The organism is Fundidesulfovibrio putealis DSM 16056, assembly GCF_000429325.1.
GTDB lineage: Bacteria > Desulfobacterota > Desulfovibrionia > Desulfovibrionales > Desulfovibrionaceae > Fundidesulfovibrio > Fundidesulfovibrio putealis.
Map to the genome: position 1 here is coordinate 413046 of NZ_AUBQ01000004.1, position 14285 is coordinate 427330.

The 14285-nt window shown below is 64.6% G+C and carries 12 protein-coding genes; 5 read left to right on the top strand and 7 right to left on the bottom strand.

Annotated elements, in window-relative coordinates:
- Window positions 1-84: 84 nt before the first annotated feature.
- Window positions 85-2826: a cation-translocating P-type ATPase gene (locus tag G453_RS0104910; RefSeq protein WP_027190147.1), complete on the top strand. Its 2742-nt coding sequence runs from the start codon at window positions 85-87 to the stop codon at window positions 2824-2826.
- Window positions 2823-3584, top strand: coding sequence for a UPF0280 family protein (locus tag G453_RS0104915; RefSeq protein WP_027190148.1), 762 nt, complete (start codon window positions 2823-2825; stop codon window positions 3582-3584). The genes G453_RS0104910 and G453_RS0104915 overlap by 4 nt, the downstream gene beginning before the upstream one ends.
- Before the next feature lie 73 nt (window positions 3585-3657).
- On the opposite strand, the gene G453_RS22425 is transcribed toward G453_RS0104915, so the two are convergent.
- On the bottom strand, window positions 3658-5619 hold the full coding sequence (locus G453_RS22425) for a monovalent cation:proton antiporter family protein (RefSeq protein ID WP_043644398.1): 1962 nt from the start codon (window positions 5617-5619) through the stop codon (window positions 3658-3660).
- A gap of 143 nt (window positions 5620-5762) precedes the next feature.
- Here G453_RS22425 and G453_RS22430 point away from each other — a divergent pair, with 143 nt between their 5' ends.
- Window positions 5763-7070 carry a radical SAM/SPASM family putative metalloenzyme maturase gene (locus G453_RS22430; RefSeq protein ID WP_043644401.1) on the top strand — a complete coding sequence of 436 codons (1308 nt, stop codon included), beginning with the start codon at window positions 5763-5765 and terminating at the stop codon, window positions 7068-7070.
- Between the two features lie 187 nt (window positions 7071-7257).
- On the opposite strand, the gene G453_RS0104930 is transcribed toward G453_RS22430, so the two are convergent.
- The 6 genes from G453_RS0104930 to G453_RS0104955 form a co-directional block, all read right to left on the bottom strand.
- Window positions 7258-8391 (bottom strand): ABC transporter permease, encoded by a 1134-nt coding sequence (locus tag G453_RS0104930; RefSeq protein ID WP_027190149.1) that lies wholly within the window; start codon window positions 8389-8391, stop codon window positions 7258-7260.
- Window positions 8388-9338: an ABC transporter ATP-binding protein gene (locus G453_RS0104935; protein WP_235731697.1), complete on the bottom strand. Its 951-nt coding sequence runs from the start codon at window positions 9336-9338 to the stop codon at window positions 8388-8390. The genes G453_RS0104930 and G453_RS0104935 overlap by 4 nt, the downstream gene beginning before the upstream one ends.
- Window positions 9335-10291, bottom strand: a complete 957-nt coding sequence (locus G453_RS0104940) for an HlyD family secretion protein (RefSeq protein WP_156920805.1) — start codon at window positions 10289-10291, stop codon at window positions 9335-9337. The genes G453_RS0104935 and G453_RS0104940 overlap by 4 nt, the downstream gene beginning before the upstream one ends.
- The gene (locus G453_RS0104945) at window positions 10288-10929 is read right to left on the bottom strand and encodes a TetR/AcrR family transcriptional regulator (RefSeq protein ID WP_043644579.1); all 642 of its coding nucleotides are present in this window, start codon (window positions 10927-10929) and stop codon (window positions 10288-10290) included. Before G453_RS0104945 ends, G453_RS0104940 begins: the two co-directional genes overlap by 4 nt.
- A 97-nt stretch (window positions 10930-11026) precedes the next feature.
- Entirely contained in the window at window positions 11027-11518 is a 492-nt protein-coding gene (locus tag G453_RS0104950; RefSeq protein ID WP_084502103.1) for a tautomerase family protein, read from the bottom strand.
- 127 nt (window positions 11519-11645) lie between these two features.
- On the bottom strand, window positions 11646-12131 hold the full coding sequence (locus G453_RS0104955; protein ID WP_027190154.1) for a hypothetical protein: 486 nt from the start codon (window positions 12129-12131) through the stop codon (window positions 11646-11648).
- 84 nt (window positions 12132-12215) lie between these two features.
- Between G453_RS0104955 and G453_RS0104960 the strand changes: the two genes are divergently transcribed.
- Both G453_RS0104960 and G453_RS0104965 read left to right on the top strand, forming a co-directional pair.
- The gene (locus tag G453_RS0104960; protein ID WP_027190155.1) at window positions 12216-13424 is read left to right on the top strand and encodes a class I SAM-dependent rRNA methyltransferase; all 1209 of its coding nucleotides are present in this window, start codon (window positions 12216-12218) and stop codon (window positions 13422-13424) included.
- A gap of 12 nt (window positions 13425-13436) precedes the next feature.
- A complete protein-coding gene (locus G453_RS0104965; protein WP_027190156.1) occupies window positions 13437-14243 on the top strand; it encodes an MlaE family ABC transporter permease in 807 nt (268 codons plus the stop codon).
- Window positions 14244-14285: the final 42 nt, after the last annotated feature.

Sequence of the window (14285 nt, forward strand, 5' to 3'; positions counted from 1 at the left end):
TGCCTGAAAGAGCTTGTCCCGGCGTGGCCTGCGTGGCATAAGCTGCGGGTGGATTCATCGCTTCAGCATGCCAAGGATTCAGCAATGCCCCCCCAGGAAACAGACGCCGACTGGTATAGACGCACCGCCGAACAGACTCTCCTATCGCTTGAATCGGCTGAAACCGGGCTCACCGGGGAAGAAGCCGCCTCCCGCCTCGCCCGATATGGCCTGAACGAGCTTTCCGGCAAAGACGAGATCAACCGTCTGGCCATGCTGCTCCGTCAGTTTCAGGACCCTCTCATCTACATACTGCTTCTGGCCTCGGGCGTGGCCGCCGTGCTCGGGCAGGTGAAGGACGCGGGCGTCATCCTGGCGGTGCTGCTCATCAACGCGGGCATCGGCTTCTTCCAGGAGATCAAGGCCGAGAAGAACATCCGCGCGCTGCGCCGGATGGTGGTGCCCCTGGCCAAGGTCCTGCGCGACGGCGTCGAGACTGTGGAGGAATCGTCGCTCCTGACGCCCGGAGATGTTGTCAACCTGGCCTCGGGCGACAGGATTCCGGCGGACATGCGCCTTCTCCACGTGAACGGCCTCCTGGTGGAGGAGGCCATGCTGACGGGGGAATCCCTGGCCACGCAGAAGGACACCGAAGCGATCGACGAGGCCAACCTCACCCCCGGCGACCAGCGCAACATGGCCTTCATGGGGTCCATCGTGATCTCCGGCCGGGGGCGCGGGGTGGTGACGTCCACCGGCGACGCCACGCTTCTCGGACGCATAGCAGCCCAGGTCCAGGGCATCACCTCCGCCAAGACGCCGCTGCAATCGCGCATGGAGCAGTTCGCCCACCGCCTGGGCCTGTTCGCTCTGGCTTTCTGCGTGGTGCTCTTCGTGGCCGGACTGTTGTTGGGATTCAAGGTTACGGACCTGTTCATGATCGCCATTGCCATGGCCGTGGCCATCATTCCCGAGGGGTTGCCCGTGGTGGTGACCATCACAATGGCCATCGGCGTGCAGCGCATGGCCCGGCGCAAGGCCATCATCAGGAAGCTCCCTGCGGTTGAGACCCTGGGGTCGGCCACGGTTATCTGCTCCGACAAGACCGGTACGATCACCAGGAACGAGATGACCGTGCGCCGCATCTTCGACGGCGAGAACGACCTGGAAGTGACCGGAGCGGGATACAGGCCACAAGGCGACATCCTGCTGGACGGCAAAAGCGTGGCCCTGACCGGCAATCCGGCGCTTAAGACCATCCTGCGGGTGGGCCTTCTCTGCAACGAATCCGCCGTGGCCCTTGAGAGCGGCGACTACCAGGTAAAAGGCGACCCGACCGAGGGAGCGCTCATCGTATCGGCCATGAAGGCCGGGCTGGTCCCCGAGGCCGAAGCTGCGGCCATCCCAACCCTGGCCGTGCTGCCCTTCGAATCAGAGCAGGGCTTCATGGCCACTGCGCACTCCCTGGACGGCAGGAACCTCCTGTACGTGAAGGGCGGGCACGACAGGATCCTGGAACTCTGCGCCCAGGGCAGTGACGGGCCATACTGCCGGGCCGAAGAATTTTCCGCACAGGCCGAAAGCTACGCCGGGGAGGGCCTTCGCGTGCTGGCCATGGCCGTAAAGGAACTCCCGGACGGCGATCCTCCGGCGCGCATCACCCCGGAGACTGCAGCAGGAGCCCGGCCCATCGGGCTCCAGGGCATCATCGACCCGCCGCGCGAGGAATCCTTCGCGGCTGTCGAAGGCTGCCGCCGGGCTGGCATCCGCACCGTGATGATTACCGGCGACCACGTGGTGACGGCCCGGGCCATCGCCCAAAACATCGGAATAGGGAGCGGCCAGGACGGCGCGAGCCCCAAGGCGCTCAGCGGGCGCGAGATCGAGGCCATGAGCGACGACGAGCTCTTCCAGGCGGTCCCGGAGGTATCGGTCTTCGCGCGGGTGGCCCCGGAGCACAAACTGCGCATAACCCGGCAACTGATCCGCCGTGGCGAGATCGTGGCCATGACCGGCGACGGCGTCAACGACGCCCCTGCCCTGCGTGCGGCCCATATCGGCATCGCCATGGGCAAGGCGGGCACGGACGTGGCACGCGACGCCTCGGACATGATCCTGGCCGACGACAACTTCGCAACCATCTTCGCAGCCGTGGAAGAGGGACGCGTCGTCTACGAGAACATTCGGAAGGTGACGCTCTACCTGCTGGCGGGCGGATTCGGCGTACTCTGCTGCATCGTGGCCTCGGTGCTCCTGGGCTGGCCCCTGCCGCTGACGCCGGCGCAGATTCTGTGGTTCAACTTCGTAACCTCCGTGCTGCTGGACGTCTCCCTGTCCTTCGAGCGCGGGGAGCCGGACATCCTGAACCGGCCTCCCCGCAGCCCGGGCGAGGGGCTGCTGGACCCTCTCATCCTGCGCCGGGTGCTTGTGGTGGGGGGGCTCATGGCCCTTGCGGCCATGTGGAGTTTCAACGACATGCATTCCCAGGCTCTGGCCGCCGGGCTGGATGAAACCACAGCCCTGAACAAGGCGCGGACCCTGGCCCTTTGCGTGCTGGTCTTCTTCCAGTTCTTCCAGGCCTTCAACTGCCGCTCGCTCACGCTCTCGGCGTTCTCCCTGAATCCGCTGGGAAACCCCGCGTTGTTCGCCGCGCTGTGTGCCGCAGTGCTGCTCCAGATCGGGGTGATCTACCTGCCCGCGCTGGGATGGATCGTGGACACGGACCCCCTCTCCCCCCACGAGTTCCTGGACATGCTGGCCATGGCGGCCTCAGTTGTGGCGGTTGTGGAAATCGATAAATTCTTCACCAGGCGCGCCCGGGCGCAAAACAAACAGGCGGACTCATGATTCACCGCGACACCCACCGGGGCTACCGCCCGCCAGTCAGCCGCGCCCCGGACGAAACATGCTTCACCGTGGTGGTGGAGGAATCCGACCTGCGCATCACGGCGCGCCGCAGCCTGGAACAGGCCGGAACGCAGGAGGTCGCCAAGTACCTGAGCGCCATCCGGGGGGAGCTCAAGAACTACATCCTGCTGCATCCCCATTTCGCCACGTCGCTGACTCCGCTTGCGCCGGACCCGCACGCGCCGCCCATCGCCCAGGCCATGCTGGAAGCCGCCCTGGCCTGCCAGGTCGGTCCCATGGCGGCCGTGGCAGGGACCGTGGCTCAGGCCGTGGCCGACCGCTTTGCATGCGATTCGCCGGACATCCTGGTGGAAAACGGCGGAGACATCTACCTTCACTCCACGCGCGAGCGCATAGTGGCCTTGCTGGCCGAACCGGTGCAGGGCGCGCGTCTGGCGCTGCGCCTCGCGCCGGGGGACTTCCCCGTGGCACTGTGCGGTTCCTCGGCCACCATCGGGCATTCGCTGTCCTTCGGGTCGGCGGATCTGGTGACGGTCAAATCCCGCAACGGCTCCATCGCAGATGCGGCGGCCACGACGCTCGGCAACCTGGCCAAAAGCGCGGACCATCTGCCCCTGGTGCTTCAACGCGCCAAAGAGCTGGCCCCGGTGGGAGTGCTCGGCGTGTTCGTGCAGGTGGAAGGAAAGATCGGCGTCTGGGGGGATATGGAGCTGGCGGTCCTGGAAGAGGACGCGTAGCTTCACGCGATGCATGAAAAATGCGGCGGTCCGGCTGTGTGCCGGACCGCCGCTCGTCTTTTGATTCCCACAATCAGGCGTGGGAGAACAGCCAGGACTTCTCCACCACGTCCTCCTGCATGCCGAACACGTAGACCTTGTCCCCCTCTTCCAGCTTGAAGTTGCCATCGGGGTTCATGTGGGTCTGGTTGTCCCGGTTTACGGCCACCACGGTGAGGCAGTGCTCCTTGCGGACCTGGGACTCCATGAGCGTCTTGCCCGCCAGGGGGGAATTCTGCTCCACGGTGAACACGGCCAGATCCATGCCCGAGAGCTGCGGCGTCAGGAGCTTCTGCCCGTCCACCGGGAGGTCCGGGGTGCGCAGCATGCAGTAGTTGGCCCCGCGCGCCTCCAGGATGAAGCGCTCGATGTTCTGGTTGGGCACCAGGTACTCCACCAGCACGCGGGTGAATATCTCGATGGAGGTCTCGAATTCCTCGGGCACCACTTCGCTCGCCCCCAGGTCCAAAAGCTCCTGGGCCTCGCCCACGAAACGGGTGCGCACGATGATGCGCAGGTTCTTGCTGAGCCCCCTGGCCGTGGCCACCATGCGCCGGGTGGCCGTGGGGTCGGACACGACCACCACCAGCACGCGGGCGTTTTTGATGCCTGCATGATCCAGCACCGCCGGATAGGCTGCGTCGCCGTAGCGGATGGGCTGCCCGGCCTTTTTCTCGCGCTTCACGGTGTCGATGTTCATTTCCAGCACCAGATACGGGATCCCGGCACGCCTGGCCGCGTGGGCGATCTGCTGGCCGCCCGGCCCGAAACCCACGATGATCAGATGGTCGTGCAGGCTCTCGTGGCCGTCGATCTCCTCGTCCTTGGGCTGCGGCTGTCCACATATCCGCGCGGCCAAGGCGGGGGCGAACTGGATGAGCCAGGGAGTCACTGCCATGGTTATGACGCTTGCGGCCAGGAAGAGCTGGTAGGAGTCCTGGCTGAAGATCTGCGCGTCCATGCCCACCTTGGCCAGAACGAAGGAGAACTCACCCACCTGCGCCAGGGCCAGTCCGCCCACAATGGCCGTGCGCAGCGGATAGCCAAGCATGAGCACCGCGCCGCCAGCGCCCAGCGTCTTGATGAGTATCACCGCACCTGCGGCCCCGAGCACCATGAAGGGGTGGTTCGCAATGTAGCTCACGTCCACCAGCATGCCCACGGACACGAAGAACAGGCTGGTGAATATGTCCTTGAAAGGGAGAACCCCTTCCAGGGCGTTCAGGGCGTATTCGGATTCGGAGAGCATCAGCCCGGCCAGGAATGCGCCCAGGGACAGCGATAGCCCGACGCTCGCCGTGAGGAGCGCCACGGACAGGCAGAACACGATGGTGGCCATAAGGAACAGCTCGCGGCTGCGGGCGCGCGCCACGGTCAGAAAGAGGCGCGGAGCGACATACTTGGCCAGTATGAGCACGATGGCCACCACGCCCAGGCCCTTGAGCAGCATCCCCCCGAGCGAGGAGGCGAGATCACCCGTGGCGTTTCCCAGAAACGGCGTGACCAGCATCATAGGCACGATGGCCAGGTCCTGGAAGATGAGGATGGAGAGGCTGGTGCGGCCATGGGGGCTTTCCAGCTCCGCCCGGTTCTGAAGCTCCTTCAGCACGATGGCCGTGGAGGACAGCGCGGCCAGAAATCCCAGGAAGAGGCCCTTCTTGGTATCGAAGCCCGCCAAGGAGGACAGGGCCTCGAAGGCCGCTATGGTAAGGCCTATCTGCACCATGCCGCCCAAAAACACCGGGCGCTTGAGCCGCATCAGCTCCGATGCGGAGAGCTCCACGCCGATGGAAAACAGCAGGAGCACCACGCCCACTTCGGCCATCATCTCGACCTGATGCACGGATTTTACCAGCCCGAAGCCGCCCGGCCCGCACACCACGCCCGCAACGAGAAAGCCCACGATGGGGGCGATCCCCAATTTATGGCAGAAAAACAGGATGCCGACGCTCATCGCCAGGATAAGCACAAGCTCCGTGAGAAAGCTCAAGTCCATACGACGACTCCCAAATCTGTTTGAACACGTCTATCATTCCGTGGAGCGCCTGTCACGGCGTAGCTCGTGTCCCTTGCGTTATCCCTCTTGCACCAGGACCCCGACGCGTCATATGCTAAACAAAACAATGCCGGAGGCAGGACATGTCCGAGAACGCCTATCCCCGAATCATCCATGTGGAACCCACTACCCGCTGCAACATGCGGTGTCGCATGTGCGTCAAGACCGTCATGGACTCCAAGGAGCGCGAAGGGGATCTCCCGCTGGAACTGTTCGAACGGCTGGAGCCGAGCCTCGGAATGTGCTCGCGGGTGGTGTTCGCCGGAGTCGGCGAGCCCCTCCTGCATCCGCATCTGGCGGACATGATGCGCTTCGCCAGACGCCACATGCCCTCGGGCGCGGGCATCTCCATGCAGACCAACGGACTCCTGATGACCCCCGCGACCGCGACCGCCCTGCTGGATGCGGGCCTGGACACGGTGTGCATCTCGGTGGATTCCCTGGACGGCGCGGACGGGGGCACCCTGCACGGCGCGGCGCACCTGGAAACCGTGGGCCGGGCCTTTGCAGCGGTCCGGGGGGCGGCCATGGCCAGAGGCGGCGACGGTTCCGGCAACTCCGTCCGGCTGGGAGCCGAGATCGTGCTCATGAGGAGCAACGTCTCCGGACTGGCAGATCTGGTGCGCTGGGTTGGCGAACAGGGGGCGGACTTCGTCATCGTCTCGCATGTGTTTGCTTACGCAGAGGAAGCGGCGGGCGAATCGCTCTTCAACCCAAACCCGGACCAGGCCCGGCTCTATTTCGACAAATGGCGCGCCGTGGCCGTGTCCGAGGGGCTCGATTTCGCCGATTACTACAAGATTCTCTGGCGGGTGGGCAAGACCGACAGCCAGAAGCGGCTGGTGGAACTGGTGAAGCTCATGCAGCGCGACGCCAACGCCAACGGGGTCTGGATGAACGTGAAGAGCCTGTTCGAGTGGAGCGCCCAGGACGACGCCCTGGTCACGAAATCCCTGAACGACGCCCGCGCCGTGGCCCGGGAATTCAACATGGAGCTGACCCTGCCGCCCATGGTGGCCCTGCATGAGCGCCGCTGCGGCTTCATGGAGGACGGCGCGGCCTTCGTCGGCTGGTCGGGCGAGGTGAGCCCGTGCCATTTCCTGTGGCGCAACTACCGCTGCGTCATGGACGGCGAGCCCAAGCGGGTGCGCGCCAAAAGCTTCGGCAACATCGCCGAAAAGCCACTGGAAACAATCTGGCGGGACATGCACTATCGCCAGTTCCGTGAGATGGCCCTGGCCTACGAATACCCTTACTGCTCCAGCTGCAACGGCGGCCCGTGCAGCGACGTGACGGCCTTCGGCTCACCCTTCGAGGAGGACTGCATCGGCACCAAAACGCCCTGCTGCCACTGCCCCTGGCCGGTTGGCCAGCTGGCCTGCCTGACTTGAAACCCGGCTCATCCATTTCGCAGGACTCTGAACCGTAACGATGCTTCCCGCGAAGCCCACTGAGGGTCCAGGGGGATCATCCCCCTGGCCGCCGGAGGCTTCTCCCACAAAAACAGAGCGTGCGTTCCCACACAGAACGCACGCTCGCCTGTAAGATAGCTCCTCGTCTGTCCGGCCCTACTCCCCATCAATCAACGGTCTGGCGGTAGCGCTTCACGGCCACGACCATCATCACCAGCAGGAAGGCCGCCATGGGCCACAGCTCCGGGGCGATGTCCGCGAAGCCGTTGCCTTTGAGCACGATCCCCCGCACTATCCGCAGATAATGCGTCAGCGGCAGCACCGATCCCACCCATTGCGCCCACAGAGGCATGCCCTGGAACGGAAACATGAAGCCTGACAGCAAAATCGACGGCAAAAAGAAAAAGAACGCCATCTGCATGGCCTGGAGCTGGTTCTGGGCCACCGTGGAAAAGGTGATGCCCACGGCCAGGTTGGCTGCGATAAAGAGGATCGACACCGCCAGCAGGAGCGGCAGGCTCCCCAGGATGGGCACCTCGAAGATGACCTTGGCTGCCACGATGATGAGCAGCATCTGGATGTAGCCCACCACAATGTAGGGCACGATCTTCCCGATCATCACCTCGAAGGGGCGCACGGGGGTGCACAGCAGGTTCTCCATGGTGCCGCGCTCGCGCTCGCGGGTGATGGCCAGCGCGGTGATGATGACCATTGTCATGGTCAGCACCACGCCCATGAGGCCGGGCACGATGTTGTACTTGGTCTGGATCTCCGGATTGTACAGGCGGTGGATGCGCAGGTCCACCGGGCCGGGCTGGGCGCGTAGCGGCAGGAGTGGCCCCAGCAGGTCGCGGTTCAAGCTCTGGCTGAAGAGGTAATCCAGGGAGCCCAGGGCGAAGCCGGTGGCCGTGGGGTCGGAGGCGTCGGCCTCCACCAGCACAGTGGGGCGGTCGCCGCGCGCCAGCAGGCGTCCGAAGTCCTGGGGGATGGTCAGGACGAAGAGCACCTCGCCGCGTTCCAGCAGCTTCCTGGCTTCCGACTCATGGCTGATGACGTTGGTGACCCGGTAGTAGAGGCTGTTCTGCAGGGCCGTGACCACCGTTCGGGAGAACTCCGAATCGTCGTTGGACAGGACGGCCAGGGGCAGGTTCTGCGGGTTGGAGTTGATGGCGAAGCCGAAGAGGATCAGCTGCATCAGCGGAATGCCGATCATCATGGCGAAGGTGACGCGGTCGCGCCGCATCTGCACGAATTCCTTGACCACCATGGCCCAGAAGCGGCGCGGCGAGAAGATGTTCATCCCTTCCCCCCCTTCAGGGAGTCGTTCATCATGCTGATGAACACCTCCTCCAGGCTGGTGGCCACCTCACGAAAACTTTGCAGCCCCTGGTGGAAGGGAGCGAGGCTCGCGGCCAAGAGCGCCCGGTCCGGCCCGGAGACGTGCAGGGTGTTGCCGAAGTGGGCCACCTGCTCAACGCCCGGGAGCGCCTTGAGCGCGTGGGCCAGCTCGTAGAGTCCCGGTCCGGAGACCTCCCAGGTGGTAAGGCCCCGCGCGGCCACAACTTCGTCAACGGTTCCCTTGGCCAGCAGGTCGCCGTAGGCGATGTAGGCCAGCCGGTGGCAGCGCTCGGCCTCGTCCATGTAGTGGGTGGAGATGAGCGCGGTGAGCCCCTGGCCCGCCAGCTCGTGGACTTCATCCCAGAAGTCGCGCCGGGCCTTGGGGTCCACTCCTGCGGTTGGCTCGTCCAGCAGGAGGAGTTCCGGGCCGTGGATAAGGCTTGCCGCCAGGGCTAGGCGCTGCTTCCAGCCGCCGGACAGGGTCTGGGCCAACTGATCGGCGTAGCGGCCAAGGCTCATGCGCTCGATGGAGCGCGCCACAGCTGCCTTGCGGTCCGGCACGCCGTATACCCGGGCCATGAAGTCCAGGTTCTCGCGCACGGACAGGTCGCCGTAGAGGCTGAACTTCTGGGCCATGTAGCCCACGCGGGTCTTGATGAGGGCGGCGTCGCGGATGACGTCCATGCCCAGGCACTGGCCGCTGCCGGAATCAGGCTTCAGGAGGCCGCAGAGCATGCGGATGAAGGTGGTCTTGCCGGAGCCGTTGGGGCCGAGGAACCCGTAGATCTCGCCCTGCTCCACGCGAAGCGACAGGTTGTTCACCACCACCTTGCCCCCGAAGGATTTGGTGATGCCGGTAACGTCGATGGCCGGGCGGCTTGGGCTGGCCTGCGGCACGGGCAGGGTCACGTGCGCGCTCCGGGGGTCACGTCAACAGGCTGGCCGGGCTTGAGGCTTTTGGAAATCTCGGGGTCGAAGCGGGCCTCCACCATGAACACCAGCTTGGCCCGGAAGCCCTGGCTGTAGATGACGGGCGGGGTGTACTCGGCCTGGGGATAGATGAAGCTCACCGTGCCGGTCATGGGCGCGGGGCAGCCGTCGCAGCGCACGGTGACCTTCTGGCCCAGAGCGATCTTGCCCAAGTCCGTCTCCGGGATGAAGAAGCGCACCTTCACGTTGGCCGGGGGCAGGAGCTTCACCACCGGACTCCCGGCCTGCACCCACTCGCCCTTGTAGTGCAGGAGGTCGAACACCTGGGCGTCCAGCGTGGAGCTCTGGATTTTCTGTTGCAGATACCAGTTGGCCTGGTCCATTTCGGCCTTTGCGGCGTCGGCCTGGGCCTGGGCCGCCAGGATCTGGTCGATGCGCGATCCCAGCTTGCCCGTGGCCAGCTGCGCCTTGTAGTCGGACAAGCGTCCCTGAGCGTTCAGGAAGCTGGTGCGGGCGCGGTCGTAGTCCTCCTTGGCCACTGCTCCGGTGGACAGGAGCGCTGCCCGGCGTTCCATCTCAAGTCTGGCCAGGGCCATTTCGGCCTCGGCCTGGGAGATGCGCGCCAGAATCTGGTCGATCTCGTCGGGGCGAAGACCCTTCTTGAGGTCGTTCACGGTGTCCTGGGCGCGCTTCAGGCTGGCCCTGGCCTTGTCCACGCCCTGCTGCTCCAGGGCGTGCTCCAGGGTGAACAGGTTGTCGCCGGGACGCACGGCCACGCCGCGCGCCACAGGCAGCTCGTCCAGGCGTCCGGCCAGTTGTGAGGCCACGTACACGAACTCGCCTTCCACATAACCCTGATAGGAGGCGTCCCCCCCCTTGGAGCAGGACAGCGCCGCGAGGCAGAACAAAACAGCCAGCATGCGTCGCATCATGATTTCCCCCCGGATGTTCCGGATGTTCCAGGCGTCGGTCCGGTCGCCCTGGCGTACAGGTTCGCCAGATACGCCGCCATGTCTCCCACGCCGACCTCGGCCACGCGCCCAAGAAGACCGGGCGTTCCGGCAGCCAGACGCTTGCGGATCGGTTCGGTCAGGCAGGTGAGCATCATGGGCCCGGCGAGCGAAAAATAGGCCAGCACCGGGTCCAGGCCGACAGGCGCGGCCAGTGGAGCCACCGTTCCGAGAATCCTGCCCCACTCGTTCACCACGGCGTCCGGCAGCGTGCCGCCGCCCGAGGCCAGCTCCCAGGCCATGATCCTCGGTAGTCTGGGGTCGCCTGAAAAGAGCCCGGCCATGCCCTGAAGCACGCTGCGCAACCGGGCGGAAGGATCCCCGGCGGACGACGCTCCCGCTTCAACCACACTGGCCACGCGCGCGAACTGGCGCATGACCACCAGTTCGTACAGCCGGGCCTTGTCGCCTATGCGATAGTACAGCATGGCCTTGTTAAGTCCGGCAGCTTTGGCGATGGCGTCCACGCGCGCCCCCGCGAAACCGTGTTCTGCGAAGACGGTTGCGGCTGCGTCAAGGATTGCGGCAGTCTGGGCGTCCTGCTCGATTGATTCTTTCATGCTCATTTACCGCATGGTTTAACCATCCGGTTAAACACCGTCAAGCAACTTTTTCGGGAGTTCGCCGCCTCCAATCAGAGCGACGTACCCCGGGAAATCAGACCTTCACAGTGTATCCAAGATCGACGAGATCGGCGCGCTGGCCGCCGCGTATGCCCCAGTTATGAAGAGGCTGCTCCACCACGATGACGAAAACATCGCCCGGAGAAATCCCAAGAGTCCCCAGGTTGGCCACCACCTGGGAGAAGAGCGTGCCTTTGGCCTCCGGACTGCGCCCGGCGAATGCGAACACTTCCACCAGCACGTAGCGTTCGGTTTTTCCAGGTGGAAGCAGCCAATCGCCAGATGCGTAGCTCCGCAAGCGGATGTTGCGGTCATGTTCGGGAATGCCGAAGGCATCCACCAGGGCGGCATGGACTGCGTTCATGATTAAGGTCTTTTCCTGGGGAGTCTTTTCTCCGATGACGCTGACCTGAACGAGTGGCATGAAGACCTCTTCTGCTGGGTAGTTGAACAACGGTGCCTGCCGGAGCCCACCGGCTTCCTGCTTCGGCGTGGGGATGGCGGCCGTGTTCGTCATCCCGGGCATTTAAACCATGCACTTCACTGTGGACTGGCCTTTGGGGGCCATTCACATATTAGCACTTGCCAGACCGGCGGAAAAAGATAAGGAAGCTTTGTCTTGCGACAGTAACCCGGAGCCCGCGTTCGGCGTCCTACTCTTTTGCGTCGCCGGCCTTGTCGAGCTTGCGGGCTTCCTGCTCGGGGGTGGGGAGCGCTCCCTTGGGCACGTCTGTCGCTTTCGGGTGCGCCGCTGACGGCGAACCGGCCTCGGACTCCGCCGGTTCCCTGGCGGCGGAGGGCGAAGCCTGCACCTGAATGTCCGTCATGCGTTTCTGGATCGTGGCAAGCGTCGCCAGAATTTCCTGGAAGTCGCGCTGACGCTGGTTGGAGCATTCCTCCAGCTGGCCACGCTGCTCTGAGTAGCGGGCTTCCAGCTCGGACTGGATGCGTTCACGTTCCAGGCGCAAGGCCATCTTTTCCTCTTCCTGGCGTTTTCGCTCGCGCGAGATGTCCTCGACCTGGGAACGGGCCTCGGCCAGTTCCCGCTCCAGGGTGAGGTAGCGCGTGCCGACCAGGGTGGAGAGCGCGGCAGCCGCCGCTGTGACAATTGCGAAGAGAATGAAGGCTGCGGTTTTCATACCCGGTACGTATCCGCCTCCTGTTTCAGGCTCAAGACAAAACATTGCAAACCATGCCCGGAAGACCTACAGGACCACTCGCTTATGAATCTCCCCATTCTTCATCTTAAAAAGCACGAGGAACGCCGCCTCATGGCCGGACACCTGTGGGTGTTCTCCAACGAGGCCGACACGACCCTTAGCCCCCTGAACACCTTCAAGGCGGGCGACCAGGTCCTCATCATGTCCGCGCGCAACAAGCCGCTGGGCGTTGGCTACGTCAACCCAGCCTCGCTGATCCTTGCGCGCGTGTGCGACAAGAACCCCAAGGCCGTGCTGAACCGCGACTGGCTGCGCGAGCGCATCTCCCAGGCCCTGAGCCTGCGCGAGACGTTCTTCGACAAGCCCTACTACCGCATGGTCTTCGGCGAGGGCGACCATCTGCCCGGCCTCGTGGTGGACCGCTACGGCGACGTGCTCTCCGTGCAGCTGCTCACCGCCGGCATGGAGCGCATGCGTGAGGACGTGCTGGACGTGCTGGACGAGCTGGTCTCGCCCAAGGCGGTGATCCTCAAGGGAGACGTGCGCTCCCGCCAGCTGGAGGGCCTCCCCCTGGAGGTCGAGTGCGTCAAGGGCAGCGTCCCCGACGAGGTCGAGGTGCCCGAAGGCCCCGGTCGCTACCGCGCCAGCCTGGCCGCCGGACAGAAAACCGGCTGGTTCTTCGACCAGCGCCCCAACCGTCTGGGCATCCTGCCCCTGTGCCAGGGCAAGCGCGTGCTTGACGTGTTTTCCTACGTGGGTGCGCTCGGCATCGGCGCGGCGCTTTCGGGCGCGTCCGAAGTGGTCTGCGTCGACTCCTCCCAGGCCGCCATGGATCACGTGACCAACAACGCCGAGCTGAACGGCGTGGCCAACATCGTGTCCGCCATCAAGGGCGACGCCGCCGAAGTGCTGGAGACCCTGGCCAAGGAAGGCATGCTCTTCGACGTGGTCAGCCTGGACCCGCCTGCCTTCGTCAAGCGCAAGAAGGACCTGGAGCACGGCATCGGGGCCTACCACAAGATCAACAAGCTGGCGGCGCGCGTGTTGCAGCCGGGCGGCTTCATCCTGACCGCGTCCTGCTCCCAGAACATGGACGCCGGGCAGTTCCAGCGCACAACCTCCTCGGCGCTGTACGGACGCAAGCGTCCCCAGCTCATCCGCAGGGGCGGCCAGGGTCCGGACCATCCCATTCATCCGGCCATGCCCGAGACCGACTACCTGAAGTCGCTTCTGTACCGCCTCAACGCTTCACAAATCGCGGAAATCGGTTAATCTGATCACGTCATGAACGCCGCTTTGGAAACGCTCACAGCCCCGGTCGCACGCATCGGCGGCGCGACCATTCGAATGGTCCTCAACCTGGGGGCTTTCGGCGTGTTCGCGTTCTCGGGCCTTGCGCGCATCTTCAGCCTGCCGCTGCAATGGGCCAAGACCGTGCAGCAGGTATACTTCATCGGGGTGAAGTCCGTGTCGGTCATCGCCCTCATCGGGCTGTTCACCGGCATGGTGCTCGGCCTGCAAGGCTACTACACCCTGGTGAAGTTCGGCGCCGAAGGCCTTCTGGGCGCGGCAGTGGCCCTGTCTGTGATCCGCGAGCTCGGCCCGGTGCTGACCGCCATCATGATCACGGGCCGGGCCGGTTCATCCATGGCTGCGGAGCTCGGCATCATGCGCATCTCGGAGCAGATTGACGCCCTGGACGCCATGGACGTGAACCCCATTCGCTATCTGGTCAGCCCGAGGCTTGCCGCCGCGCTCATATGCTTCCCGCTGCTGACAGCCATGTTCGACGTGATCGCCCTCGTGGGCGGCTACATCTCCGGCGTGATGATGCTCGGGGTCAGCCCCGGCATCTACTGGTCCAGAATCCACGACAGCGTGGTGATGGCCGACGTGTCCGGCGGCTTCACCAAGTCCGTGGTGTTCGCGCTCCTGGTGGCGGCCATCTGCTGCTACCAGGGCTATACCACCCATCAGCGTCCCGGCGGATTCGGAGCCAAGGGAGTGGGCCTGTCCACCACCTCGGCGGTGGTGGCCTCCTGCGTGGCCATCCTGGCCTCGGACTACGCCCTGACGTCCTTTTTGCTGTAGGCTCTTGATTTAGGAAATTGCGAGGCGTATTTCGTGAACACA

Coding starts and splice junctions, on each gene's coding strand:
- G453_RS0104910 (WP_027190147.1), top strand. CDS start 85: ATGCCCCCCCAGGAAACAGACGCCGACTGGTATAGACGCACCGCCGAA.
- G453_RS0104915 (WP_027190148.1), top strand. CDS start 2,823: ATGATTCACCGCGACACCCACCGGGGCTACCGCCCGCCAGTCAGCCGC.
- G453_RS22425 (WP_043644398.1), bottom strand. CDS start 5,619: ATGGACTTGAGCTTTCTCACGGAGCTTGTGCTTATCCTGGCGATGAGC.
- G453_RS22430 (WP_043644401.1), top strand. CDS start 5,763: ATGTCCGAGAACGCCTATCCCCGAATCATCCATGTGGAACCCACTACC.
- G453_RS0104930 (WP_027190149.1), bottom strand. CDS start 8,391: ATGAACATCTTCTCGCCGCGCCGCTTCTGGGCCATGGTGGTCAAGGAA.
- G453_RS0104940 (WP_156920805.1), bottom strand. CDS start 10,291: ATGATGCGACGCATGCTGGCTGTTTTGTTCTGCCTCGCGGCGCTGTCC.
- G453_RS0104945 (WP_043644579.1), bottom strand. CDS start 10,929: ATGAAAGAATCAATCGAGCAGGACGCCCAGACTGCCGCAATCCTTGAC.
- G453_RS0104950 (WP_084502103.1), bottom strand. CDS start 11,518: ATGCCCGGGATGACGAACACGGCCGCCATCCCCACGCCGAAGCAGGAA.
- G453_RS0104955 (WP_027190154.1), bottom strand. CDS start 12,131: ATGAAAACCGCAGCCTTCATTCTCTTCGCAATTGTCACAGCGGCGGCT.
- G453_RS0104960 (WP_027190155.1), top strand. CDS start 12,216: ATGAATCTCCCCATTCTTCATCTTAAAAAGCACGAGGAACGCCGCCTC.
- G453_RS0104965 (WP_027190156.1), top strand. CDS start 13,437: ATGAACGCCGCTTTGGAAACGCTCACAGCCCCGGTCGCACGCATCGGC.